This is a genomic window from Fictibacillus enclensis (assembly GCF_030123385.1).
Lineage (GTDB): Bacteria > Bacillota > Bacilli > Bacillales > Fictibacillaceae > Fictibacillus_C > Fictibacillus_C enclensis.
Genome location: NZ_CP126109.1, coordinates 1,236,579 through 1,259,949 on the forward strand (window position 1 = coordinate 1,236,579; position 23,371 = coordinate 1,259,949).

A 23,371-nucleotide genomic window follows, 5' to 3' on the forward strand; every position below is an offset into this window, starting at 1 on the left:
ATCATTTGGCGTCTTTTTAACTAGAAACCATTTTTCTTAAAGGCAGTCTGTCCAGAAACGGGTGAAAAAAGTGTGGACCAAGAACTTCAGCAATTAATCGTAAAAGCTAAGAAGGGAGACCAGGATTCCTTTTCTGAACTTATTCAAAGATATAAAGGAAAAGTGTTCCGGCATGCTTTTGCGATGGTCCATGATCAGATGGAAGCTGAAGATATTACGCAAGAAGCTTTCGTCAAAGCCTATTTTTCAATGGATCATTTGAAAGAGGAGTATGCCTTTACCTCCTGGCTTACAAGAATTGTTACCAACCTTTGTTATGACCGGATAAAGAAGAGGGAGAAACGGCCACAGTTGCAAATCAATCCAGAACAAACAGAGTTAATGGCGGATACCCACTCGGAAGTTGAAAACATGCAGCTGAGGATCAATTTGCAGCTTGCCATGCAGAAGCTTAATCCGGAGCATCGGACAGTGATTGTTTTAAGGGACATCCAGGGATTTTCTTATCAAGAGATTGCAGAAATACTGGAAATACCAGAGGGAACGGTTAAATCCAGAATTAATATAGCCCGCAAAGAACTGAAAAAAGAATTGTTAAGGGGGTGATCGGGATGCATGATGAAATACATGAGCTTCTATCTGCTTATGTCGATGATGAGTTAGACAAGAAGCAACAACAAGAAGTGGAAAGGCATATGAGTGACTGCGGGGAATGTAGGGAAGAAGTGGCTCATCTATTGGAATTAAAGGCTTTACTGTCATCTGCTTATGAGGAGTTTGATATGAAAAACAGCAACATGGAGCAAACGGTGATGGCCAGGATCCGTTTTGAATCTACTCCTGAGACGCTTCTTTCCCGGGGAGGTATGGCTGCAGCTATTGCGGGGGCCATTGTTATGGCCGCTTTTCTATGGTTAGCCTCATCGGTTATTACGAAAGGGATTCATGTGGGGGTTACTCTTACTTCGATTTCCTTTAGTTTAATACGTTCAGCCTTTACCGTGGCGGGGGCTTTGCCAAATCTGCTTGAAGTTTTCTTAGTGCTGGCGCTAATCGTGCTGATAGCATCAGGATGGTCTGTGCGAAGACTACTGGATACAAAGTCAACAGGGTGAGGAGGGCAGCGATGAAAAAGCACCGTATTTTATTAAGCATAACGATTGTTTTCATGATGGCCCTCACACTTGCAGCTCCAACCGTTTATGGTGCTGAAAAGAATGTGATCAAACAAAAAGAAGTGATGGTGCCCGCAAAGCAAAGTGTTGAAAATGTCATTGTTTTTGGACACGATGCGATCGTAAAGGGAAAGGTGAAAACTGCTGTCATTGTTATTAATGGAAATGTAGACATCAAGAAAAAAGCAAAAGTAAAGGAACTGGTCCTTGTCATTGGTGGACATGTCAAACAAGAAGCAGGTTCGAAGGTGACCGATAATATCATCGCCATGAATCTGAACAGTCCATCACAAAACAGCCTTTTTCTTGGGGGGCTGGTCCTGATCAGCGGCTGGCTGCTCAGGCTTATTGCAAGCATTGTGCTGGTTTTCTTAACGGTACTTGCCGGCATGTCGCTTCACAAACGAACAAACAGCCTGGCAGAAGTAACAAAGGGACAGGCTCCACGTCTGATTTTATCAGGAGCCATTATCAGTGCCGCACTGTTGGTGGTAGGTGTATTGCTTGGTATTACGGTCATTGGAATTCCTGTCTCCATTCTGGTTTTACTTTTACCGGTACTGATATTTATTACGGGGCTGGCCGTCTATAGCCATGAATTGGCGGTACAATTTTCCGGCTTGGAGAATAAAGCTCCGTGGCTTCGATATTTGACTGGTTCTTTTTTGCTGGTGTCCTTGTTCAACTTTCCGATTATTGGCAGTATTTTCTTCTTTCTTCTCTTTTTTCTATCATTGGGAGGAGCATTTAAATTTCTGTTTGAACGCTTTCGAGCTCGTAAATAAATAAGTTTAAGTCCCTGGCAGGATTTGCCGGGACTTTTTTTTATTTGTAATGAACTTTTTGGACGAACTTCCGTCTTTTTAAGTGTACAAGATTCATTAAATGAAATTTTATTTATAAAATAGGTGATGAAGAATGAAGAAAATATTATTTTTGCCGTTTTTACAGATGCCATCCGGCCACCATCAGGCCGCAGAGGCATTAATCGACATGCTGAAAATCAGAGAGATGGATATTGTTTTAAAAAAAGTGGACTTGTTAAGCTATATGAATGCTTCCCTTGAAAAAATGGTGACTAAGACCTACTTGAAATGGATTAAACATTTGCCAGGTACCTATGAACTTATATATAAGAACTTTACGTATTCCACTATTCGAAGAGAGTCCTTTAAAGGATACGATCTGTTGTTCTTAAAGGCTATGCACAAGCTTTTGGAGGATGAACAGCCTGATGTGATTATATGCACGCACAGCATCCCGTCCTATCTCGTGAATGAGCTAAAACGAAAAGGGAAATGCCATGTCCCTGTCATGAATGTTTATACTGATTTTTTCATTAATGACGTATGGGGAAGACAAGAGATTGATTACCACTTCGTACCCAATCAGGATATGAAAACAATGCTCATGGATGAACACCATATCCCTCAAGATAAAATAATTGTCTCTGGGATTCCGGTTCATGAGCAGTTCAAAAGAAAAGCAACGAATTTATCAAAAGGCAGCAGGAGGAAAGTATTAATCGCCGGAGGGAGCAGCGGATTGGGTGATATTTATGAATTGATTACTGCCGCTGGTTCTTCCAACGCCTTTGATTATTATGTCTTGTGCGGAAAAAACAAAAAACTATATGAAAAGATCCGATCACTGGGTGCGGCAAATATACATCCGCTGCCTTATATTTCATCAAGGAGCGAAATGAATGAATGGTATGACAGAGTAGATGCAATCGTTACAAAGCCCGGCGGAATTACGGTGAGTGAAGCACTAAGGAAAAACTTGCCGATATTTGTACATTCCGTACTCCCGGGACAAGAAGAAATAAATCTCGAGTACCTGGAGGAAAAGAATTTGGTCTTCCGGATCGATAAATCATTGCCGCTGGAATTTCAATTGAAACGGGTACTCCGAAATCAACCTGCCATGAAAAATTGGCAAGCTGCCAAAAATGCTTATGAGAAAGGGCTTGAAATGTTATCGCCTGATCAAATTACGAAATTTATCCAATCTTTGCTGGAGCCGGCTTTTACCTTGAGCCGTCAAGCTTAAAATCATTACATCAAGGCAGGAGTATATCGTATGTTCAGAGGGAATCAACTAAAGGAAACCCAATATTTAACTGCGGCAGTAATTGTCCTTCTGATCTATCTTTCACCCCTGTTTATTCTTGGGGATAATGCTCATATCCGCGTCCATGATAATATGGACTCCAATATCACGTGGTACAAGGAACTAAACGAGAGTGGCCAGCTGTTTGGACCTCTGAATGCTGTCATTCCACAAGTGATCAATGGTGTGCCAAGAGATGCGTTTGATTCGGAATTCAGTGGGATTGTCTGGCTTCATACCCTCTTTCCATCGATGCTCGCTTATGCTTTTTCGCAGGCTATTACGCGGGTGATCGCGTTCATTGGAATGTACTTGCTTTTAAGGAAGCATTTCATAAAGGAAGAGGGATTAGCCGTTTTACGGGTAGGTGCATCCCTGGCTTTTGCACTTACCCCGTTTTGGCCATCGGGTATGCTCAGCACTCTCGGTATGCCGCTTGCATTATGGGCGTTTTTAAATATTCGAAACCGTACATCCGGGTGGAAAGAGTGGCTGGTTCTTTTTTGTCTTCCTTTCTATTCGAGTTTTGTATTAGGTTTTTTCTTTTTTCTGGCTTTTATGACTCTTTTATGGATGATTGACGTATATCGCAGCCGGCAGTGGAATGGGAGATTCCTGTTAAGCATCATTTTTATGGCAGGAATGTATTTGCTCACTGAATACAGGCTTGTCTTTTCCCTGTTATTGCCTCAGCCGCCGACCAACAGAAATGAATTTGATGAATCTGTTCTTGATGGGCCTTCATCCATGAAGCTTATGCTGAAAAATTTCCTTTTGGGCCATACTCATGTCATGACCATTCATACGTATTTTATCCTGCCACTGTTGATCATGGTCCTATGGAATTTGATAAAAGAAAACAAGTGGCGGAATGAAAAAACATTCGTTTACCTTATGATCTTAAATGTACTGCTTTCTGTATGGTATGGTTTTTGGTTTTACAAGGGATGGGAGCCGATTAAAGCCCATATTTCGCTTCTGCGGACATTTAACTTTTCACGTTTTCACTTTTTACATCCATTACTATGGTATCTCTTGTTTGCCATAGGGCTGAGAATTTTCTGGAAGGGTGGAGGGAAAGGGAAAAAAGCTGCTGTGGTATTCCTGATCCTCCAGCTGACTCTGCTTTTTACCTTGAACGAAGAAGTGCGGTATCGTATCGCTGGATATCCCTCGTTTAAAGAATTCTACTCTGTGCAGCTGTTTAAAAAAATTGATACGTATATTGGAAAACCAAAAAGTTCCTACCGGGTGGCAAGTCTGGGGCTTCACCCCGCCATCGCGCAATACAATGGTTTTTACACAGTGGATACGTATAACAATTTTTATCCACTTTCCTATAAACATCAGTTCCGTTCCATTATTGCTAAGGAATTGGACAAAAGTCCAAAGCTCAAAAGCTACTTTGATCACTGGGGAGGCCGCTGTTATTTGTATTCAGCGGAACTGGGAGAACATTATGATTATGAGAAAACATCCACAAAACAAATTCATCAGCTTCAATTAAATATCCAAGCCTTTAAGAAGCTGGGAGGCCGGTATATTTTTTCAGCTGTACCTGTTAAGAATGCCAAGCAAGATCACTTGGTATTGAAAAAAGTGTTCACCGATCCACATTCGGTATGGAAAATTTATCTTTACCAGACGAGATGATTGCAGCACGAGCGAAAGGGAGTGGAACTGATGAATCAACCGGTTGTTACCATTGTTGTTCCCTGCTATAACGAAGAAGAAGTCTTGGGTGAAACAACAAAGCAATTAACCTATCTGCTGGAAGATCTGGAAACAGAGAAATGGATTCATCCTCAAAGCAGAATCTTGTTTGTTGATGATGGGAGCAAAGACGGAACATGGGAATTGATTGAAAAAGAAAGTTTAGTGAATGGGTTTGTTACAGGATTGAAATTGTCCCGCAATGCCGGTCATCAGAATGCGTTGTTAGCCGGACTCATGGAGGCGAAGGAAATCTCCGACTGTGTGATTTCGATTGATGCAGATTTGCAGGATGATATCCTGGTGATCCGTGATTTTATTTTAAAATATAAAGAAGGATGCGAAATTGTTTACGGCGTTCGTAAAAAACGGGACACTGATACCTTTTTCAAGCGGGTGACCGCTAATGGATTTTACGGTTTCATGAATAAAATAGGCATTGATCTTATTCCCAACCATGCAGACTTCCGGCTGATGAGCAAACGGGCACTTGACGAGCTATGCCGCTATGAAGAAAGCAACCTCTTTTTAAGAGGGATTATTCCGCTGATTGGGATGAAAACAGCCAAAGTTTATTATGACCGGAAAGAACGCCTGGCAGGGGAGACGAAGTACCCGTTAAAAAAGATGCTGGCGTTTGCTGCCGATGGAATCACCTCGTTCAGTATCACGCCCATTCGTTTTGTTACCGTGATTGGCTTTATGGCGATTTGTCTCAGTATGCTTACAGGAGCATACACATTGGTGCATAAAGTAATGGGGAATGCAGCAGCCGGATGGTCTTCACTAATGATCTCCATCTGGTTCATTGGCGGTCTGCAGCTGATGGGAATTGGGGTTATCGGTGAGTATATCGGGAAAATCTTTACTGAAGTAAAAAGGCGTCCGAAATATTCAATTGAAACAAGTCTCAATTTGAATAATGTAGGAAATAAACCGAAAGAAAGGGAAAAAAATGAACTACCAGTGGTTTCAAGATATTAATAATTTGTCCGTTTCTCATCCTGTATTGGATAGTTTTATGATTTTTTTAAGCCAAAAGGCGCTTTATCTCTATGCCCTTGTTCTTTTGGTCCTGTGGTTTACAAATGATTCATATAAAAGATTAGCAATCTATTCAGGAATAACTGGAATTTTGGGGCTGATCGCAAACTATATCATCACACTTTTTTATTATGAACCAAGGCCATTTGTCAGCCATCATGTGCATTTGCTGTTCAAACATGCGGCGGATGCTTCGTTTCCGAGTGACCATACCACAGGTGCGTTTGCTTTATCGTTTGCCGTATTCTTAAGCCACAAAAAGCTTGGAAGTGCAATGCTGGCGGTAGCGGCGTTAACCGGATTATCACGTGTTTGGACAGGACAGCATTATCCTTTTGATGTTGCTGGAAGTATAGTAGTCGCGGGAATCATCAGTATCCTTGTTTATCTGCTGTCTCCTGTTTTTGATCCGTTTGTAAACGTCATTCTTCGTAAATACAATCAAGTTCAATCTACAGTAAAGCAGGCCATTTGGAGCAAATAGCCTGCCGAATACCCTTTCCTTCCTATGGATGAATCGCTAAAATAGGAAAGAAAGGTTTTTTTAGTATTCAAGAAAGGGAAATCAAGTGTAGGTAAAGATCAGAGCGGGTAGAATGAAAATGAAATCTATACATAACGCATGACACTAATGATGAGAGAGAGGGATCCAATGGGAAGGTTATTCAAATTATTAAAAAACGGTAACAAATCTGCTTTTTTGGCGGCGATTGTGAACACCATTATTGCGATTATAAAAGGCGGCACCTATATTTACACTGGGAACGTAGCCATGTTTGCTGAAACCATGCACAGCCTGGGGGATGCGGCCAATCAATTTTTTGTATTTATTGGTTCTGCATTAAGCAAAAGAGGTGCGACGAACCGCTTTCCAAATGGATTTGGCAGACTGGTTCATCTGGTTCTGCTTGGAGCCGTTATTATTGTAGGCATTATGTCTTTTGAAACGATCAAGGAAGGTTTTTCACATATTTTTCACCCGACAGAATCCACCGGTTTTGTGATAAATGTTGCCGTACTTGGTGCTGCTGTTGTGCTTGAGGGATTTGTTCTCTTTAAGGCCATGAGGGAGATTATGCATGACGTTGGCGACACAACAAGCGGTTTTGCGGTGTTCTTTAAAAGCTTCGGTCACCTGCCAAAAGCCAAACCGGCCACCAAGCTTGTCTTTATGGAAGATCTTGTTGCGACAGCGGGAGGGATCCTGGCAATCGTCGCCATCGTGATCTCCCATTTTACCCCCTTTCATCAGGCGGAAGGAATTGCTTCTATTATTATTGGTCTCATGATGTTCTTTGTTGTAGGCAAAGTGTTTCTCGATAATGCGGCAGGAGTCCTTGGGGAAGCCGATGAAGAGATGGAAGACAAAATCGGGGAGCTCGTTTTGCGTGATCCTGAAGTAATAGATGTGGTGGAAGTCGTTGTTATCAAAGAAGGTGAGGAACTCCACGTAGAGCTTGAAGTAGAAGTGGATCCTGCACTGACCGTTGCCCAGGCCGACGATATTAAAGATCGGCTGGAAGAAAAGATCCTGCAGGAAAAAGGCGTCACCGATGTCACCATCGAATTTGATGAAGATGACGGCGTACAGCGGTGGAAAAAGCAGAATCCTACAGAGAAATCGGAAGAATAAGCTTCATTTTATTAAAACAAGGGAATTCCGCAGAGGAAATTCCCTTGTTTTATTTGTTTACAGAGAAATACAGGCCAAAAGCGGAAGTTACTGTCCAGAATCGTCAGGTTACTGGCCGAAATTCAAGATTTACTGGCCGGTTTTAAACATTTACTGTCCGGCAGGCTTAAAACATGCCAGGCGGGTAGTAGTAAGGATAAAACACCTGTTGAGCTTGCTGTCCCTGTTGCTGTTGACCACCGGGCATACCGGGGAAAAGCCCAGGGAATTGAGGCATCTGCTGCTGCCCGCCCTGTCCCTGCTGTGATTGTCCGCCTTGCTGTCCCTGCTGCTGTTGACCACCGGGCATACCGGGGAAAAGCCCAGGGAATTGAGGCATCTGCTGCTGCCCGCCCTGTCCCTGCTGTGATTGTCCGCCTTGCTGTCCCTGCTGCTGTTGACCACCGGGCATACCGGGGAAAAGCCCGGGAAGCTGAGGCATCTGCTGCTGCCCGCCCTGTCCCTGCTGTGATTGTCCGCCTTGCTGTCCCTGCTGCTGTTGACCACCGGGCATACCGGGGAAAAGCCCAGGGAGCTGAGGCATCTGCTGCTGCCCGCCCTGTCCCTGCGGGAAAAAGCCATGAAAACCAGGTGCCTGCTGGCCTCCGCCCTGGCCGGGGAGTTGAGGAAACATTCGTGGGTTCGAATGCTGCCCATAATATTCATTCATCCAAAAACCTCCTTATTTGCATATAAAATATCCTATTCTTCCTTGCCACACTTGGACACTGATTCCAAAGGTACAGAAGAAAACAGGGCATTGGTCTCAAGAAAGAAAGGGTTCAATTTACGAAAAGGGGGAATTTTCAGAAGGAGGGGAAATTTGTAAGGGGTTTGCACTAGTTAATAAAAGGGAGATGGCATTGTGAAGAAAATAGTAGCCAGTATGGTAATTGTTCTTTTGGCCTGGGGAATTTCCTTTTCTACCGCATCTGCCTCAGCACCCGGGTTTCATCATCCGGCAGACTGGGATAAAAACTCGATTTTACGTAAAGATGCCCGAGGTGTTGAAGTTAAAAACATGCAGTACATCATTAATGTTCTTCGATTTTACACTGATTCCTCCGTCATTGATTCGGATGGGATTTTCGGTCCGAAAACCGAAGCTGCCGTAAAAAAATATCAAAAAACGCATAACTTAATGGTTGACGGCGTTGTGGGTCCTAGAACGTGGGACAGCTTCTCTCAATATATTGAAAAAAGAGGAACTAACACGTACGGAGCAGGCGGTTATATGGCTCTAAGGATTCATTGGAAGTATGATAGCAGCAATTTCTATGCCCCATCTAAGGCATACATTTATGGTAACGGCGATACATTAACCGATTCGTATCGCTTATATGCCAATTAAGGAATGGGTACATCCCCGACATATTTTCCTTCACTTTAGAGATCTATGACTCTACAAGGTGTTATCTATGAAAAGAGCTCTTCTTTCCCATTCGAAGGAATGGCTCTTATTCTTTTTTTACACGTGTGAGGGGCTTCACAATTTTTCAAATGTTCATGTAAGGTTTGCACGTTACATACCTCCAGTAAAACAATCTGCACGGTAATTGAAAGCTATGATGTCTCTATATGTAGGAGCGCCCATTAGGTGCTTTTACAAAAAATAGCCACCTCCAGCATGCTAAAGGCGGCTCAGTTCATTTCTCTTCCTCGTTTTCCGTTACAATTCCAAGTTCTTCTGCATCCTCAATCCGGTAACTGAGCAAAACGTACTGATAGGTACCAACTTTGTTCGCTTCTTCTTCAGAAGGATAAGAGCGTTCCGGCCAGTCATAGTCTTTTTTATCCTTTTTACCAAGTGCTTTCATGATGACAGGAAAGGATTCACGCCACTCTTTGGCGGTCATGCGGTCACTGGAGGAATTGATGGTAACTTGATAAGGCATTTCATTGCGTACTACGCCATGTTTCTTTTCTTCCCTCAGCTTGGCAAGCGACTTTTCATATAACTTCAATGCCGGTTCGATGAGCCGGTACGTAAGGGAAAGAGCGACTTCAGGCTGTTCAGCCTGTGCCTGCAGATCTCCACGGTATAATACATCATTCATATTGATAGTTTGATAATATTTTTCCACCAGATTCCCCAGTTGCTTTGTTTCAGCCACTTCCAAAAGCTCGGCATCCTCAAGCTTTTTTACATGGTAATAAAGCCTTGAAGGATGTTCGTTCAACTCAGCAGCCAGCTGTTTAACGGTAATCGGCTGTTCGGAAGCGAGATGAAGGATTCTCAGGCGTCTTGGATCAGAAAAAATTTTCATTAAATCGATTGACTGTGTTTTCCATTGTGCCACGTTGTATCCCACCTAAACATTGTGTTACTAAAAAGAATACCACAATTTAAGGGATGTACGTGATTAATCGATGGTGCGGATGGTTTTGCTTCTCCAAAGAACAGTGAGGACAAACGCGGTAAGGGCAATGCTTGAGTACAAAATAATCATGTCGATTGAAAGTCCGCTAGAGAGCAGAGCAGAAACAAGGGCAAAGGAAAGCGGTATAAATCCCATGGAGGCAGTTGACATCAAACTCTGAACTCTTCCCATCATCCGTTTCTCCGTCATTTCCTGAACCAGAGAAGGAGCAATAATATTGGAAATGGACAAGCAGACGCCGGCAAGTGACAAAAGAATAATTCCATGCCAAAGGGCGGTCATCTGGCTCAGAAAGATATTTAAGAAAGAAAGGACGGCAATCAGTGAAAGGCTGATGATCGGCCGTTTTCTTTTGATATTCAAGATCCCAGTAAGAAAGGCACCCGCGACCATTCCAAGAGCGAGCGAGCTTTCCAAATAGCTAAGAGACAGAACATCCCCTTTCAAATGCTGATCCACCATCAAAGGAAGACCGATATTCAGAGGCCCGACAAGAAGCAAATTAACGAAAATAGAGGTGGCCATGGTGAGCAGCAGGTAGGGTACCGTCTTGACGTAAACAATTCCTTCCTTAAGCTGCCGGAACACCGGTTCTTTCTGCTTATTGTCAGTTGATGGATGATCAGGATAACGGATTTGTCCGATTAGAATGCTGCTGCAGAAAAGTAAAACAGAAGTACAAACAAAGACACCGAAAAACGAGCCAAACTTAATCATAAAACCTGCAATGACCGGCCCAGTCAATAATGAAAGCTGATTGGTCGTTTGCACGAGAGAGTTGGCACGGACGATCTGTTCTTTTTTTACAAGGGTGGGAAGCATAGACTGGTTAGCCGGCCAGAAAAAAGCGTCGAGAACTCCAAAAAGAAGAGCAAAAACACCAAGGAGATAGAGGTTCATACTGCTGTTCAGGATGAGCAGGGCCAATCCAAGGACCAAAAGTCCCCTGGTTGAATTTGTGATCATAATCACGTGAGACCGTTTTATTCTGTCAGCCATTACTCCTCCAACCGACATGAGCAAAACGCGGGGTATGGTGGTTAGCATCATAATAATCCCAAGCTTGGAAGGAGCTTTTAGTGCCTGAAGAACAAACCATGTTTCTGAGATTAAGTAGATCGAGAAGGACAACCCTGTAAATATACTGGCTATCCATAAAAATAAAAATTGCCGGTTGGAGAGAAGGCCTCCAAATTTTTGTTTTCTTACCGTCTTTGGTTCATGTGCCAAACTGGTCCCCATCATAATTCTCCTTCCAATCAAAATAACATTTATCGTTAAAATTTATTTTAATGGTAAAAAACATTTTAGTGAAGAAAAATCGTTCGACAAAATTTAGAAAGGAATTCAGTGAGGGAACAGAGAAGTTGCTTTTGTAATGAAATACCAGAGAACAGAGGGAAAGCAAATGAAGAACTGGAAAACAATCATGGTCCCCACAGAACGGGGCGTATTTGAAGTGTTCAGTAAGGGGAAGGGCGCGCCGCTTTGTGTGTCCCATCTTTATTCGGAATTCAATGAAACGGGAGACCGTTTTGCGGACATGTTCACAGAGTCGCATCAGGTATTTTTGATTAACTTAAGAGAAGCGGGAAGGTCTGAAAAGGCGCACGAACCGCATCAGCTAAGCATGATCGAAACGGTGCTTGATCTTGAAGCTGTAAGAGACGAACTCGGGTATCCGACATGGCATTTTGCCGGACATTCTACAGGAGGGATGCTAGGACTCGTGTATGGGATACGACATTCCAAATCCCTTGAATCATTGATCATAGCCAGTGCTGCAGCAAGAGAGTATGCGTCCTCCTCCCCTTTTTGCATCTATCATCCAGACCATCCGAAATTTAAAAACATGCAGTCGCTAATCGAGCAGTTAAAAACAAATCTATCTGCGGAAGAAAGAAACGATATATCCAGGGAACGGGCAAAATTATCACTACATGAGCCTGGAAGACATGATGAGTATTTTGCAGGGGATGTCCATAAATCAATGGCCGCGCGCCGGATGGAGTTTTTCTCAAGGGAGATTCTCCTTTTTGATGTAACAAGGCAGCTGCATAAAATCAGTACCCGAACGCTTGTCGCATGCGGACAGCACGATGTTCAGTGTCCGATCGGTTTTTCTGAAGAAATGGCGGAACTTATTCCCGATGTGCAGCTGGCTGCTTTTGATAACAGCAATCATTATCCTTTTTTGGAGGAGAAAAAAGCCTTCCAAAACGTGATCAACAAGTTCTATCAACAAATGACAGTGGGGGAAGACAGATGAAAGTGATTGACGGAACCCCTGAATATATTCTTATTGAACCGACAGAAGGGATGTTGGACATTAACGAGTGGAAAAAGGGCATCTCAACCATCATCCGAAAAGCTGAAAAAGGGAAAGTCAAAAGAGTAGGCGTAACGCTTCACCGTAACCGAGACCATTATGAATCATGCTCCGATTACTTGATTTCTTCGGGTTTTGAGCATTTTGCATCCAAAGTGAATGTATATCGGGACTTGAAAGAAATGGAAAGCTTTCATCCCTACACCTGGAGAACGCTTGAGGACAGGGGGACGACAGAGAAGGCATTTATGGAGGTGTGGAGAATGTGCAGGCAGGGATCGGATAATGCAGCATCAACCTTGTCGATGAAGCAGCATCTTCAGTCAGTTAAGCAGGAGCTTGGCAGCGGATGGAAATATTCCTGCAGGATTTTTTATAAAGACCATCAGCAAATCGGAATCGCCATTCCCCATATTGAACCGGGTACAACAAATGAAGGGCGGTTGTTTTACTTTGGGGTCTTTCCCAGTGCCCGGTCAAAAGGAACAGGAAGCACACTGCACAGGCAGGCGCTGGGATGCCTAAAAGAAATGGGTGCAGAATATTATATCGGAAGCACTCATCTCAACAATGAAAAAATGCAACGCGTGTTTGAAAAAAACGGCTGTCACGTACATGCCTATACGGAAAGCTATTATAAATATTTTTAAAAAACAGCCCTCCATAAAAGGTGGGCTGCTGTATGTTAGTCGGCAGGGTGGCTTTTTAACTGGATACCTTTGATTGTGTTCAGGGCAGCAAGGCCATCGCTTGGACAACCGCTTGACTGTTCCATCGGCATCAGAGAAAAAAATACATAATAAAACGAGAAGTACGTGAATTGGTAAAAGAAAAGATTCGCCTCGAAGATGCCTTTAAAGACGAAAAAGTTTAACAAGAGAATGGCTGCCAGATTAAAGAGAGAGCCGCCAAGATATACGAGAACTTTGGAATATTTGGCATCTTCTTTTAATGACACATACTCACACCAGCCATCATAAAAATAAAGTTTACGGATGCGCAGCGGGCCTATTTTCATAAGTACATTTCCTGTACCTACGTGCACCCTGACCTTTCCTCCAAAAATACGGGCAAAAAAATAGTGACCGAATTCGTGAAGAAATGTGACGCCTGGTAATACCAAAAAAAACGAAAAGAAAAATTTCCAAATTTCTGTAAAGCCAAACAAAGCTGCCATCTCCCTTATCGTGTTACATGTTTTAACTTTTTTCCTAAAATGGCTCATAGCAAACATGTAATTTCATCCATATGAAAAAAGCCCGGCAGAACAGCTGCCGGGCTTTTGCACATTTATTAACCTTGGAATAGTGCCGAATGAAGAACTTCATTGGCAGCCGAAATAATATTGAACATAAATGCGCCCCACCAAAGCATGCGGCCGCGGGAGGATACTTTGCTCCATCTTGCACCATTGCCATGCTCTTTAAAGTAAATAAGGGCTGCTACTGCCGTAATATTAAAGAAAATCATGCTCCACCGGGCAACAGCCATGTACGCCGGGCTGACCAATCCGCCAGCAAGAAGCAATCCGTTGATTAGAAACAGCATATAGAAAAATGGAAGACTTTTCATGTCATCACTCTCTCCAATTGATGATCAAATCCTCATTTATTCTATCATCCTTACCTTCAATTTGGAACGGGTTTGTGCAATGGTTAACAATGTTGACACAATTAATGGAGAGAGGGGGTGTTTACCTTTTTTTCTGAGGAAGATTGATCACATCGGAAGAGGAAACCATGACCATAATGCTTCCACCGTATGCTTTTGCACGGATCAGGATGGGCTGATTATAACGGTTCTGAAAACGGAAGTCAGGACCGTACCAGCTTACCGTTGCATCCCGTCCTTTAGGAACATAGGGAACTCTGCGGGTATGGGAATACCGTTGAACAATGTGGAGTCCGGCACGGTCCACAGCATTAAAAAGGGTAGAAGAAACCTGGCAGATGCCGCCGCCTACTCCTTCGGACAGTTCGCCCCGGATAATCACCGGTGCACGCATATACCCTTTTTCCTTTGTTCGGTTTCCAACAACCCTATTAAAAGAAAAGGTCTCCCCGGGAAAAACAACATGATTATCAATGGCGTTGGCGGCCAATGAAATATTATGAATCCGTGAGGTATTGGAGCGGTTAAAGTAGGTCACATACTGGCCGAGGTGGTTGGTTCTTATGTTTCCGAGCAGCTCACTATCCACCCGGGGATGGACCGTCAGGCTTGGAATTTCTATCTTTGAGGGTCCTTTACTAAAGAACTTTGCATAAAATTTTTCCTTGAACGCCTCCCGATAAAGCTTCGAACCATTTTGCCCAGAAGATATTCCACCAGTATCATTGATCCGTGCATTGACAGGCGGCCGGTACACATGTCCTTCCAGCTTGTCCGTAAAGACCTTAAGCTTTTCGGTATCAAGAACAGGAGTCCCAGGAAGCGGCACCGTGAAATCCTTGCGCTGTATGATGGCAATTGTCTGGCCTTGCTGAACGAGTGAGATGCTGTCCGGCGTGTTGACAGGAACCGGCTGCACAAGCAGAAGCATACTCGTTAACCAAGAAAGTAACATAGTCGAAAACCTCCCAACAATTAGTATGATAAGGGTAACTTTTATTTATGTAAGAGATAAACAGAAGGAAGAAATTGAAAGTAGAAAAATTATCATTTTAAAAAGTTTTAATCTGTTTTTTCAGAAAGTTATTGACATTCAAATACATACCTGTTTTAATTACAAGTAATCCGATAAGGATTCCCTTTTATCAAAAACTACATACTCTATCTTATTAAGAGAGGTGGAGGGAATTGGCCCTATGAAACCTCGGCAGCGGACTCTTTTCAATTGAAGAGAACTGTGCCAAATCCAACAAGCCGCAAGCTTGGATGATAAGAGAAGCATGAACCGTACTTCTTCTTTACGTCCTTCTGGCACGTTGAAAGGAGTTTTTTATGTTTTTTTGAATAAAGGGAATTGAGCAACTGTACAAATTCACTAATAAAGTCGACCGGACAACCGGAGACCATTTTTGTTTATTAAAATGGCTCCGGTTGTTTTTATTTTGAACAGCTTTATTTAAAAAAGGAGGATGGGGCGAGTGGCATTATTACAGGTCAATGAGGTTGAAAAAAGCTTTGAAACCGTCAATGGCAAGGTTAAAGCGCTGGAACAAATCCAGCTTGATGTGGAGAAAGGGGAATTTATTACGGTAATCGGGCCGAGCGGGTGCGGGAAAAGCACCCTTTTAAAAATCGTGGCTGGGCTGGATACGGCCCATGAAGGTTCAGTTTGGCTGGATAACCGGAAAGTGACTGGACCGAGCATTGAAAAAGGATTTATTTTTCAGGAACCGCGGCTGTTTCCCTGGCTCACCGTTGAGAAAAATATAGCCGCCAATTTGCCAGTTAAGAACAAGGAGACAAAGGAAAGCGTAAAGCAGCTCATCGAACTGGTCCGTTTGAAAGGGTTTGAAAACTCCTATCCAAAAGAGCTCTCCGGCGGGATGGCACAGCGGGTAGCCATTGCCAGAGCCCTTCTTCGAAATCCGAAGGTGCTGCTGCTTGATGAACCGTTCGGAGCGCTTGATGCCTTTACCCGCTCTCATATGCAAGAGGTCCTGCTCGATATTTGGCAGAACAACCGTACGACCATGCTTTTTGTAACCCATGATATTGACGAAGCGATCTACCTGGCGACCAGGGTTGTCATCATGAATCCAAGGCCGGGAACCATCCGGGAAGTGATTCCGGTTGACCTTCCATATCCGAGAAAGAAAACAGATGCGTCTTTTCAGGAAATCCGCCAGCGTGTGCTGAGTGAATTTGAAAAAGTAGAAGAACACCAGGCAGCAGCGATTTGATTTAAAAGGAGATGAAAAAATGAGCAATCAAACTGGAGTATTAACACGATCAGGTGTTGAACACCCCCCATCAGTAAAGGAAACGGCTGTTAAAAGAAATCGTAAAAAGTTACCTTTATCCCATTGGATGCGGGGGCTTGCACTTCCTGTTCTTGTCGTTCTGATTTGGGAAGCAGCTGGTGCCTATGGATTGATTTCGGCTACATTGCTTCCAAGGCCCAGCGAAATCCTGGTGGCATTTAAGGATTTAATCGTTTCGGGCGAACTATTCGCTCACTTTAAAATCAGTCTTTTCCGGGCGATTCTGGGATTCTTGCTCGGCGGCGGGCTCGGACTTCTTGCAGGGCTGGCTGTAGGTTTTTCAAGCAAAACCGAACTAACATTGGATCCCACGCTGCAGATGATGAGAACCATCCCCTCCTTGGCGGTGATCCCATTGTTTATCCTTTGGTTTGGCTTTGGCGAATTATCCAAAATCCTTCTCATTTCAAAAGCTGCCTTTTTCCCTTTGTATGTTAACGCGTTTGTTGGAATTCGCGGAGTGGATTCAAAACTGTTTGATGTCGCAAAAGTGCTCGAGTTCAGTAAATGGAAGCAGATTACAACGCTTATCCTGCCAGCCGCCTTGCCAAACATTCTTCTTGGCCTGAGGCTGTCATTAGGAGCCGCCTGGCTGGCATTGGTAGCGGCTGAGCTTATGGGTTCCAGTGAAGGGATCGGCTACTTGATCATGGATGCACGCCAGTTTTCCCAGACGTCCATTGTTTTTGTAGGGATTATTATTTTCGCTGTATTTGGCAAAGCATCGGATTCATTGGTGAGATATTTCGAGAAGAGACTTCTGAAATGGCGTGACAGCTTTATCGGATGATTTGAAAAATAGTGATGGAGGTGCTTTAACATGGTTCAAACAAAAAGACAGCTGCATCTTAATTTATTCCTGACAGGAATGGGACATCATGAGGCTTCCTGGAGACATCCCGGTTCAGAAACAGGGAATAACCTAAAGCTTTCCCATTATGTAAAATTTGCTAAAAAAGCAGAGGAAGCCAAATTCGATTCATTATTTCTGGCAGATCGATATGCGGTATCACGACAAGGTGCCAAATACGGTCCGCAGGGAGGCATCGAACCGCTTACACTGCTGTCTGCCCTCGCCGCTGTAACAGAAAACATTGGATTGATTGCCACGGTTTCAACCAGCTTTAATGAACCTTATAACGTGGCCAGACGATTTGCTTCTCTTGATCATATCAGCAATGGCAGGGCGGGATGGAATATCATCACCTCTGGAACAGATGGAGAAACCCAGAATTGATTTTGCAGGACAGTATGCCGAGGCAGTGTTCACCGCCCAGCAAACATTGGAGGATGCACAGCGCTTTTATCAGGAAATAAAAGCCCGTGCCACTGCATTTGGACGGTCGCCTGAATCGGTCAAGGTCCTGCCGGGAATATGCCCGATCATAGGAAAAACAGAAGAAGAAGCCAGAGAAAAAGAAGCACAGCTTCATCATTATACCAATACAGAGTTCAGTCTTCATCAACTGTCAAACCGAGTCGGCGTGGATCTATCAGCCTATCCGCTGGATGGACCGCTGCCTCCGCTTCCTGCAACGGATGGACATCAAAGCAGAACAAAGCTGATTCAGGAGCTCGCACTTCGTGAAAATCTTTCGATCAGACAGCTTCTGCTTCGTCTGGCTGGTGGAAGGGGCCATTACACTATTGCGGGCACACCAACCCAAATCGCCGATCTATTGGAGAAATGGTTCGAAAACAAAGCAGCAGACGGATTTAATATTATGCCGCATTTAATGAGAGAAGGGCTTGATGACTTTATCACCTATGTCATTCCGATCCTTCAGGAAAGAGGTTTGTTTCGAAAGGAATACGCCGGAACACTCTTAAGGGAACACCTCGGGCTGAAACGGCCGGATACAGATACGATCAATCTTTCGGCACATGCATGACAAAAAGGATGGGATAGGGAGAGGAGAAAAAAGGATGAAACTCAAAAAGAAAACGATAGCAGCAGGACTTATGGCGCTTTTAACGATGATGATTGTGCTTTCAGGATGCAGCAGTGAGAAAAAAACGAACGCCGAACAAAAAGGGGATGTAACGGTTAATATCGGTGTGCAGGGCAGTACGGGGGTACTGCCTTATGCAAGGGAGACCAAAGCCTTTGAGAAAGCCTTTGAAAAAGAGGGTGTGAAAGTCAAATGGAGCGAGTTTGCGAGCGGACCGCCGCACTTTGAAGCACTGGCTTCCGGACGGCTGGACTTTGGCGCCACAGGTGGAACCCCATTGATCGCCGGACAGTCGGGCAATGTGGATTTTAAAGCGATCGCCGTAACCACGGATGGAAAAAAGGGAAATTCGATCATCATTCCTAAAGGAAGCAAAATCAAAGAGCTAAAGGATTTAAAAGGCAAGAAGATAGCCGTCGCGAAAGGAAGCAGCGCCTATAATTTCCTTTATATGGCACTCGACCAGGCGGGACTGTCCGACAAAGATATTAAAGTTGTTCAGCTGCAGCCCGATGAAGCACGACCCGCGCTTGATAATGGTTCAGTCGATGCCTGGTCCACTTGGGAACCTTATGCCACAACAGCTATTTTTCAAACGGGCGCAAAATCCCTGGCTGACGGAGAGGACCTGAATATTAATGCGCCGAGCTTTCTTGTTGCCAGAACCCAATTTACGAAAGACCACCCGGACTTAACGGTGTTGTTTTTGAAAACCTATGAGAGAGTTATGAAGCAATTTATTGATCATCCGGACAAAGTATCTTCCGATATTGCCAAAAAGGAAAAACTTGACCCCAAGATCGTCAGTACCGTTTTAAAGCGGTCGAACTTAATCCTTTCTCCAACAACTCCGGAGTTTGCGAAAGCCCATCAGGAACAGGCAGATTTCCTTTATAAAGCAGGAGGGATAAAGACAAAGCTTGATACTTCAAAAGTCATTGAAAACAAGTTTGTTGAAAAAGCGTTAGAGAATAAATAACCCACAACAGTTATCGGAGGGATAAAAATGGGTGAAGCATCATTAAAAGAATGGCATAAACCACAAAATTTTTTAGCGTCAGCTACCAAAGAACAGCTGTATCTTGTCAATTTGGCAGACCTGGAGTTCAGCGGGGTCTGCAGAGAACGGTACGGTGTGAATAAAGGGCTGTATAACACGATAGAGGACTACTTTTCAAAGCAGGGAATCCGCAATATCCTCTACAGGAGGCTGTATATACTGGAATTTTTAAATGATGTCCAAAGCAGGTATACCGAAGGCAAACATTCGCATCTGACATTTGGCACAGGAGGGCTTGCCAGAGCGCTGCAAACCTTTTTTATCAACAGGCAAATAAATGCTTCACTAAAACCACTGAAGAAAAAGGAGGAGTTGTAATGGCTGATATTGTTACGATTTCAGGAAGTCCATCGGTAACGTCAAGGACGGGGATTGTCCTTCACCATTTAAGTGAGCTGGCGCAAAAAGCGGGCCTGGAAACTGAATCCTATTCAGTGCTGGATATTCCACCGGAGGATCTGGTTCTTGGGAACTTTAACAGCCCGGCCCTTAAGGCAATTGAAAAGAGTGTAAAGCAGGCAAAAGCGGTGATCATCGGAACACCGGTATATAAGGCCGCCTATTCCGGAGTTCTCAAATCCCTTTTGGATTTGCTGCCGCGTGACATTCTTTCCGGCAAAAGCGTGCTGCCTATCGCCACCGGCGGGTCGGCTGCCCATTTGCTGAGCATTGATTATGCGCTTAAACCGGTTCTGTATGCAATCGGTGCAAGAAACATATTAAACGGTGTCTATTTAATCGATCAGCAGCTGCAACACAACATTGGGTCAGATGTCAGATTTGATCCCGAAATCGAAAACCGGCTCTTTGTGCCGCTGAATGAGCTGATTGATGAGGTCAAGAAAGACATCTATATTAGAGAATTGGAACTCGATTCCGCTAAAGGCAGGGGGACAGGTGCATGAACGTTTACTGGTTTTTGCCCACACATGGAGACAGCAGGTATTTAGGAACATCAAAGGGAGGGAGGCCGATTACGCTTTCCTATCTCCGCCAGATTGCGCAAGCAGTGGATTGCCTGGGATTTAAGGGCGCGCTTCTTCCTACCGGACATTCATGCGAAGATGCCTGGATCACCGCCTCTTCATTAATACAGGCAACAGATAAAATGAAGTTTCTGGTGGCTGTAAGACCAGGATTGATTTCTCCTTCATTGGCAGCCAGGATGACTTCTACGTTTGACAGATTATCAAATGGCAGACTATTGATCAACGTGGTGACAGGCGGTGATCCGGTGGAGCTTGCGGGCGACGGGCTCCATTTGTCCCATAGCGACCGCTACCGGCTGACCGATGAGTTTCTGGAGGTCTGGAGAAAAGAGCTGGCTGGTGAAAAGGTCGACTTTGAGGGGGAACATCTGAAAATTAAAGGAGCCAAGGTGTTACTGCCTACGCAGCAAAAACCATATCCCCCGCTTTATTTTGGCGGTTCATCGGATGCAGCGCTGGAAGTAGCGGCTAAGCATATTGATGTCTATCTGACATGGGGCGAGCCTCCTGAGCAGGTGAAAGAGAAGGTTGAGAGAGTCAGAAAACTCGCAGCAGCTCAGGGCAGGACTGTCAGCTTCGGAATCCGCCTTCATGTCATTGTAAGAGAAACTGTGGAAGAAGCCTGGGCAGCCGCAGACTCATTGATTCAATATGTGGATGAGGAAACGATTGCCGCCTCTCAAAAAATATTTTCAAGGTATGATTCCGTAGGGCAAAAGCGAATGGCATCGCTTCATAACGGAAAAATTGAATCTCTGGAGATTAGCCCCAATCTCTGGGCCGGAATCGGTCTGGTTCGGGGAGGAGCAGGCACCGCCCTTGTCGGTGATCCGGATACTGTTGCCGAACGAATGAAAGAATACCAGTCCCTTGGCATCGATCATTTCATCTTTTCCGGATACCCTCATTTGGAAGAAGCCTATCGGGTAGCGGAACTGCTGTTTCCCAGATTGCCTCTCAACCATGGAGAACAACAAGAAAACACCGCTGCTCACCCGGTAGGAGAATTTGTCGCCAACACTTATTTGCCGTTAAAAAGCAAAGCGGAATGACAAGTTAGATAAGCAGAAACAGAACTCAGACAAAAACTCATATTCTTTATGAGTTTTTGCTGCTTACATACACATGACAACGTTTTTTAATTAATATTGACTTGGAAGGTCTATTTCTATATATTATTTTTAATCGTTTAAATTTTCTGTCTTCTCAGGTATCACAACCTCTTCCTATTCGCAAAAAGCTGTAGGAAGAGGTTTTTATTTAAAAGTAAATCCGAGTAAACAGATAAGAAATAAATAATAACGTAAACTGCCCATTGGAAAACCAAAGGCACCCTGTCAAAACCAATACATGAATGGGAATGAGGAAGGGAGTAGTTTTTGATGTCAGCATTATTGATTGTAGGCGGAGATCATCTTGGTAAAATAAAAAAAAGGCTCGAGCACGTAGGTGTAGAGGAAATTATACATGTAAGCGGGAGAAAGGCAAGAATGTCACAAAAGGAAATACCAAGCCATGTGAATCTTGTGTTGGTACTGACGGACTATATTAATCATGAATTTTCGACGGCCATCAAGAAAAAAGCGAATAAGCAAGCAATTCCGGTATGCTATTCGAAACGATCATGGTGTTCGATCCATCAGTCTCTCGAGAAAGCCATCTTCTTAAACATAAAAACAAGACTAAAATAAAAATAGCCTGCCAATAAGGCAGGCTGTTAGTCAGTTGAATCTATTTTCACAATCTCAAGCTGGAAGGGGACACATTCTTCCAGCTGTTCTTTTATACGCTCTGCTTCTTCCCAGGATAAAGGCGCATTGCTGTCCGGCAGTGTATCAAGACTGAACGTCCAGCGTCCGCTGGTTTCGATAATTTTATACTCTTTCATTGAATTTTCCCCTTTCTATTTTATAATTCAGTCCGTAAACTAATAACGGGTCTATGTATTATTTCTACATACCCTCTTTATTCCCCTTTTAGTATTGTTTTGAAAGATTTGTCATAAGGGGATAATCTTGTTTTATATTACATATACATCAATGATGCATCTCGATGGGAAACTCTGGGGATGGGGAGGATGTATATGGCTGTCAGACCACCAATTCTGCAAAGAGGGGACACCATCGGGATTGTGACGCTTGGAAGCCCGTTGGAGCCTGCAAGAATAAATGAAGGCATAAAAACCCTTCGGAGCCTTGGATTCAATACAGTGCTGGGCAAAAACGTGTATACGAGCACGGGCTTTTTGGCAGGAACCGACCAGCAGCGGGCTGCTGATTTGATGGCGATGTTTTCCAATAAAAACGTGAAAATGATTCTGCCTACCCGTGGAGGGGTGGGAGTAGCGGGGATCCTTCCGTATTTGGACTTTACTGTCATTCGTCAAAATCCCAAGATTGTATCTGGATACAGCGATATCACGATCCTGCTCAATGTTCTGTACCAGTACGCGGATTTGATTTCTTTCCAAAGCCTGTTGCTCCTCGACTTTAATCTGGAAACTCCGCCATATAATTATGATCAGTTTTTTTTGGCAACATCCACCTTTCAATCTCCCCGGCAGATTATAAATCCTCCTGGTATCCCTCAAGTCAGCCGAGTGCGCGGAAATGTGACCGGAGAGGTGGTTGGGGGCAATCTGACTTCGTTTGTTGATAATTTGGGAACACCCTTTGAGATTGATACAACAGGGAAGATTCTAATCATTGAAGAAACTCATGAGCCGATCAATACCGTTTACCGGTATTTGAACCACCTTAAAATCGCCGGTAAATTTGCAGTTTGTGCGGGAATTGTGATGGGGGAATGCACCTCATGTGAACCTGCTTATGGAGTCACCTATGAGCAGTTAATCCGGGAGGTCATGATTCCCCTTGGAAAGCCTCTCATGACTAATGTAACAACTGCCCATGGTTACTATAAAGCAGCGATTCCGATTGGTGCCAGAGCCAATCTGGATACGGTGAACAACCGGTTTACCATTCTTGAGCCTTCAGTTGGCAATGCGTAAAG

26 protein-coding genes, 1 pseudogene and 1 riboswitch are annotated in these 23,371 nt (G+C 43.9%); of the genes and pseudogenes, 20 read left to right on the forward strand and 7 right to left on the reverse strand.

Features of this window, described 5'->3' with window-relative positions; all coding sequences use genetic code 11:
* Positions 1–72: 72 nt before the first annotated feature.
* The 8 genes from QNH15_RS06665 (at position 73) to QNH15_RS06700 (ending at position 7,677) form a co-directional block, all read left to right on the forward strand.
* Positions 73–606, forward strand: a complete 534-nt coding sequence (locus QNH15_RS06665) for an RNA polymerase sigma factor (protein WP_283893495.1) — start codon at positions 73–75, stop codon at positions 604–606.
* A 5-nt stretch (positions 607–611) separates the two neighbouring features.
* Positions 612–1,115 carry an anti-sigma factor family protein gene (locus tag QNH15_RS06670; RefSeq protein ID WP_283893496.1) on the forward strand — a complete coding sequence of 168 codons (504 nt, stop codon included), beginning with the start codon at positions 612–614 and terminating at the stop codon, positions 1,113–1,115.
* 11 nt (positions 1,116–1,126) lie between these two features.
* Positions 1,127–1,960 carry a hypothetical protein gene (locus QNH15_RS06675; protein WP_283893498.1) on the forward strand — a complete coding sequence of 278 codons (834 nt, stop codon included), beginning with the start codon at positions 1,127–1,129 and terminating at the stop codon, positions 1,958–1,960.
* A 133-nt stretch (positions 1,961–2,093) separates the two neighbouring features.
* The gene (locus QNH15_RS06680; RefSeq protein ID WP_283893500.1) at positions 2,094–3,227 is read left to right on the forward strand and encodes an MGDG synthase family glycosyltransferase; all 1,134 of its coding nucleotides are present in this window, start codon (positions 2,094–2,096) and stop codon (positions 3,225–3,227) included.
* A 30-nt stretch (positions 3,228–3,257) separates the two neighbouring features.
* Positions 3,258–4,940, forward strand: coding sequence for a DUF6044 family protein (locus tag QNH15_RS06685; protein WP_283893502.1), 1,683 nt, complete (start codon positions 3,258–3,260; stop codon positions 4,938–4,940).
* Between the two features lie 30 nt (positions 4,941–4,970).
* Positions 4,971–5,984: a glycosyltransferase family 2 protein gene (locus QNH15_RS06690; RefSeq protein WP_283893504.1), complete on the forward strand. Its 1,014-nt coding sequence runs from the start codon at positions 4,971–4,973 to the stop codon at positions 5,982–5,984.
* Entirely contained in the window at positions 5,956–6,528 is a 573-nt protein-coding gene (locus QNH15_RS06695; RefSeq protein ID WP_061967780.1) for an undecaprenyl-diphosphatase, read from the forward strand. Before QNH15_RS06690 ends, QNH15_RS06695 begins: the two co-directional genes overlap by 29 nt.
* A gap of 168 nt (positions 6,529–6,696) precedes the next feature.
* Positions 6,697–7,677, forward strand: a complete 981-nt coding sequence (locus tag QNH15_RS06700) for a cation diffusion facilitator family transporter (RefSeq protein WP_283893505.1) — start codon at positions 6,697–6,699, stop codon at positions 7,675–7,677.
* 166 nt (positions 7,678–7,843) lie between these two features.
* Here QNH15_RS06700 and QNH15_RS06705 read toward each other — a convergent pair whose 3' ends face one another.
* A complete protein-coding gene (locus QNH15_RS06705) occupies positions 7,844–8,386 on the reverse strand; it encodes a hypothetical protein (RefSeq protein ID WP_283893507.1) in 543 nt (180 codons plus the stop codon).
* 195 nt (positions 8,387–8,581) lie between these two features.
* Between QNH15_RS06705 and QNH15_RS06710 the strand changes: the two genes are divergently transcribed.
* Complete coding sequence (locus QNH15_RS06710; protein ID WP_283893508.1) at positions 8,582–9,067, forward strand: peptidoglycan-binding domain-containing protein; 486 nt, start codon at positions 8,582–8,584, stop codon at positions 9,065–9,067.
* Positions 9,068–9,362: 295 nt separating this feature from the next.
* Here the strand turns inward: QNH15_RS06710 and QNH15_RS06715 are convergent, their stop codons facing one another.
* The gene (locus QNH15_RS06715; RefSeq protein ID WP_283893510.1) at positions 9,363–10,016 is read right to left on the reverse strand and encodes an ArsR/SmtB family transcription factor; all 654 of its coding nucleotides are present in this window, start codon (positions 10,014–10,016) and stop codon (positions 9,363–9,365) included.
* 63 nt (positions 10,017–10,079) lie between these two features.
* The gene (locus QNH15_RS06720) at positions 10,080–11,342 is read right to left on the reverse strand and encodes an MFS transporter (protein WP_283893511.1); all 1,263 of its coding nucleotides are present in this window, start codon (positions 11,340–11,342) and stop codon (positions 10,080–10,082) included.
* A 163-nt stretch (positions 11,343–11,505) separates the two neighbouring features.
* Here QNH15_RS06720 and QNH15_RS06725 point away from each other — a divergent pair, with 163 nt between their 5' ends.
* Positions 11,506–12,366 carry an alpha/beta fold hydrolase gene (locus QNH15_RS06725; protein ID WP_283893512.1) on the forward strand — a complete coding sequence of 287 codons (861 nt, stop codon included), beginning with the start codon at positions 11,506–11,508 and terminating at the stop codon, positions 12,364–12,366.
* Positions 12,363–13,076 (forward strand): GNAT family N-acetyltransferase, encoded by a 714-nt coding sequence (locus tag QNH15_RS06730; RefSeq protein WP_283893513.1) that lies wholly within the window; start codon positions 12,363–12,365, stop codon positions 13,074–13,076. Before QNH15_RS06725 ends, QNH15_RS06730 begins: the two co-directional genes overlap by 4 nt.
* Before the next feature lie 35 nt (positions 13,077–13,111).
* Here the strand turns inward: QNH15_RS06730 and QNH15_RS06735 are convergent, their stop codons facing one another.
* From QNH15_RS06735 to QNH15_RS06745, 3 genes are all read right to left on the reverse strand, one after another.
* Positions 13,112–13,660, reverse strand: a complete 549-nt coding sequence (locus QNH15_RS06735) for a site-2 protease family protein (RefSeq protein WP_342027833.1) — start codon at positions 13,658–13,660, stop codon at positions 13,112–13,114.
* Positions 13,661–13,719: 59 nt separating this feature from the next.
* Positions 13,720–13,998 (reverse strand): hypothetical protein, encoded by a 279-nt coding sequence (locus QNH15_RS06740; RefSeq protein WP_129477202.1) that lies wholly within the window; start codon positions 13,996–13,998, stop codon positions 13,720–13,722.
* 121 nt (positions 13,999–14,119) lie between these two features.
* Positions 14,120–14,992: a VanW family protein gene (locus tag QNH15_RS06745; protein WP_283893518.1), complete on the reverse strand. Its 873-nt coding sequence runs from the start codon at positions 14,990–14,992 to the stop codon at positions 14,120–14,122.
* A 208-nt stretch (positions 14,993–15,200) separates the two neighbouring features.
* A riboswitch (SAM riboswitch) is annotated at positions 15,201–15,313 on the forward strand.
* 193 nt (positions 15,314–15,506) lie between these two features.
* On the opposite strand from QNH15_RS06745, the gene QNH15_RS06750 reads away from it, so the two are divergent.
* From QNH15_RS06750 to QNH15_RS06785, 8 genes and pseudogenes are all read left to right on the forward strand, one after another.
* Complete coding sequence (locus QNH15_RS06750; protein WP_283893520.1) at positions 15,507–16,277, forward strand: ABC transporter ATP-binding protein; 771 nt, start codon at positions 15,507–15,509, stop codon at positions 16,275–16,277.
* Between the two features lie 19 nt (positions 16,278–16,296).
* Entirely contained in the window at positions 16,297–17,148 is an 852-nt protein-coding gene (locus tag QNH15_RS06755; RefSeq protein ID WP_283893522.1) for an ABC transporter permease, read from the forward strand.
* Positions 17,149–17,178: 30 nt separating this feature from the next.
* Positions 17,179–18,250: pseudogene (locus QNH15_RS06760) on the forward strand (LLM class flavin-dependent oxidoreductase).
* 34 nt (positions 18,251–18,284) lie between these two features.
* Positions 18,285–19,289, forward strand: a complete 1,005-nt coding sequence (locus tag QNH15_RS06765; RefSeq protein WP_283893524.1) for an aliphatic sulfonate ABC transporter substrate-binding protein — start codon at positions 18,285–18,287, stop codon at positions 19,287–19,289.
* A gap of 27 nt (positions 19,290–19,316) precedes the next feature.
* Positions 19,317–19,688: a hypothetical protein gene (locus QNH15_RS06770; protein WP_283893526.1), complete on the forward strand. Its 372-nt coding sequence runs from the start codon at positions 19,317–19,319 to the stop codon at positions 19,686–19,688.
* Positions 19,688–20,275, forward strand: a complete 588-nt coding sequence (gene ssuE, locus QNH15_RS06775; protein WP_283893527.1) for an NADPH-dependent FMN reductase — start codon at positions 19,688–19,690, stop codon at positions 20,273–20,275. The genes QNH15_RS06770 and ssuE overlap by 1 nt, the downstream gene beginning before the upstream one ends.
* Positions 20,272–21,411, forward strand: coding sequence for an FMNH2-dependent alkanesulfonate monooxygenase (ssuD, locus tag QNH15_RS06780; protein WP_283893529.1), 1,140 nt, complete (start codon positions 20,272–20,274; stop codon positions 21,409–21,411). Before ssuE ends, ssuD begins: the two co-directional genes overlap by 4 nt.
* Before the next feature lie 330 nt (positions 21,412–21,741).
* On the forward strand, positions 21,742–22,050 hold the full coding sequence (locus QNH15_RS06785) for a DUF2325 domain-containing protein (RefSeq protein WP_283893530.1): 309 nt from the start codon (positions 21,742–21,744) through the stop codon (positions 22,048–22,050).
* 26 nt (positions 22,051–22,076) lie between these two features.
* Here QNH15_RS06785 and QNH15_RS06790 read toward each other — a convergent pair whose 3' ends face one another.
* On the reverse strand, positions 22,077–22,247 hold the full coding sequence (locus QNH15_RS06790; RefSeq protein ID WP_164988894.1) for a hypothetical protein: 171 nt from the start codon (positions 22,245–22,247) through the stop codon (positions 22,077–22,079).
* 195 nt (positions 22,248–22,442) lie between these two features.
* On the opposite strand from QNH15_RS06790, the gene QNH15_RS06795 reads away from it, so the two are divergent.
* Positions 22,443–23,369, forward strand: coding sequence for a S66 peptidase family protein (locus tag QNH15_RS06795; protein WP_283893531.1), 927 nt, complete (start codon positions 22,443–22,445; stop codon positions 23,367–23,369).
* The last annotated feature ends 2 nt before the right edge of the window (positions 23,370–23,371 follow it).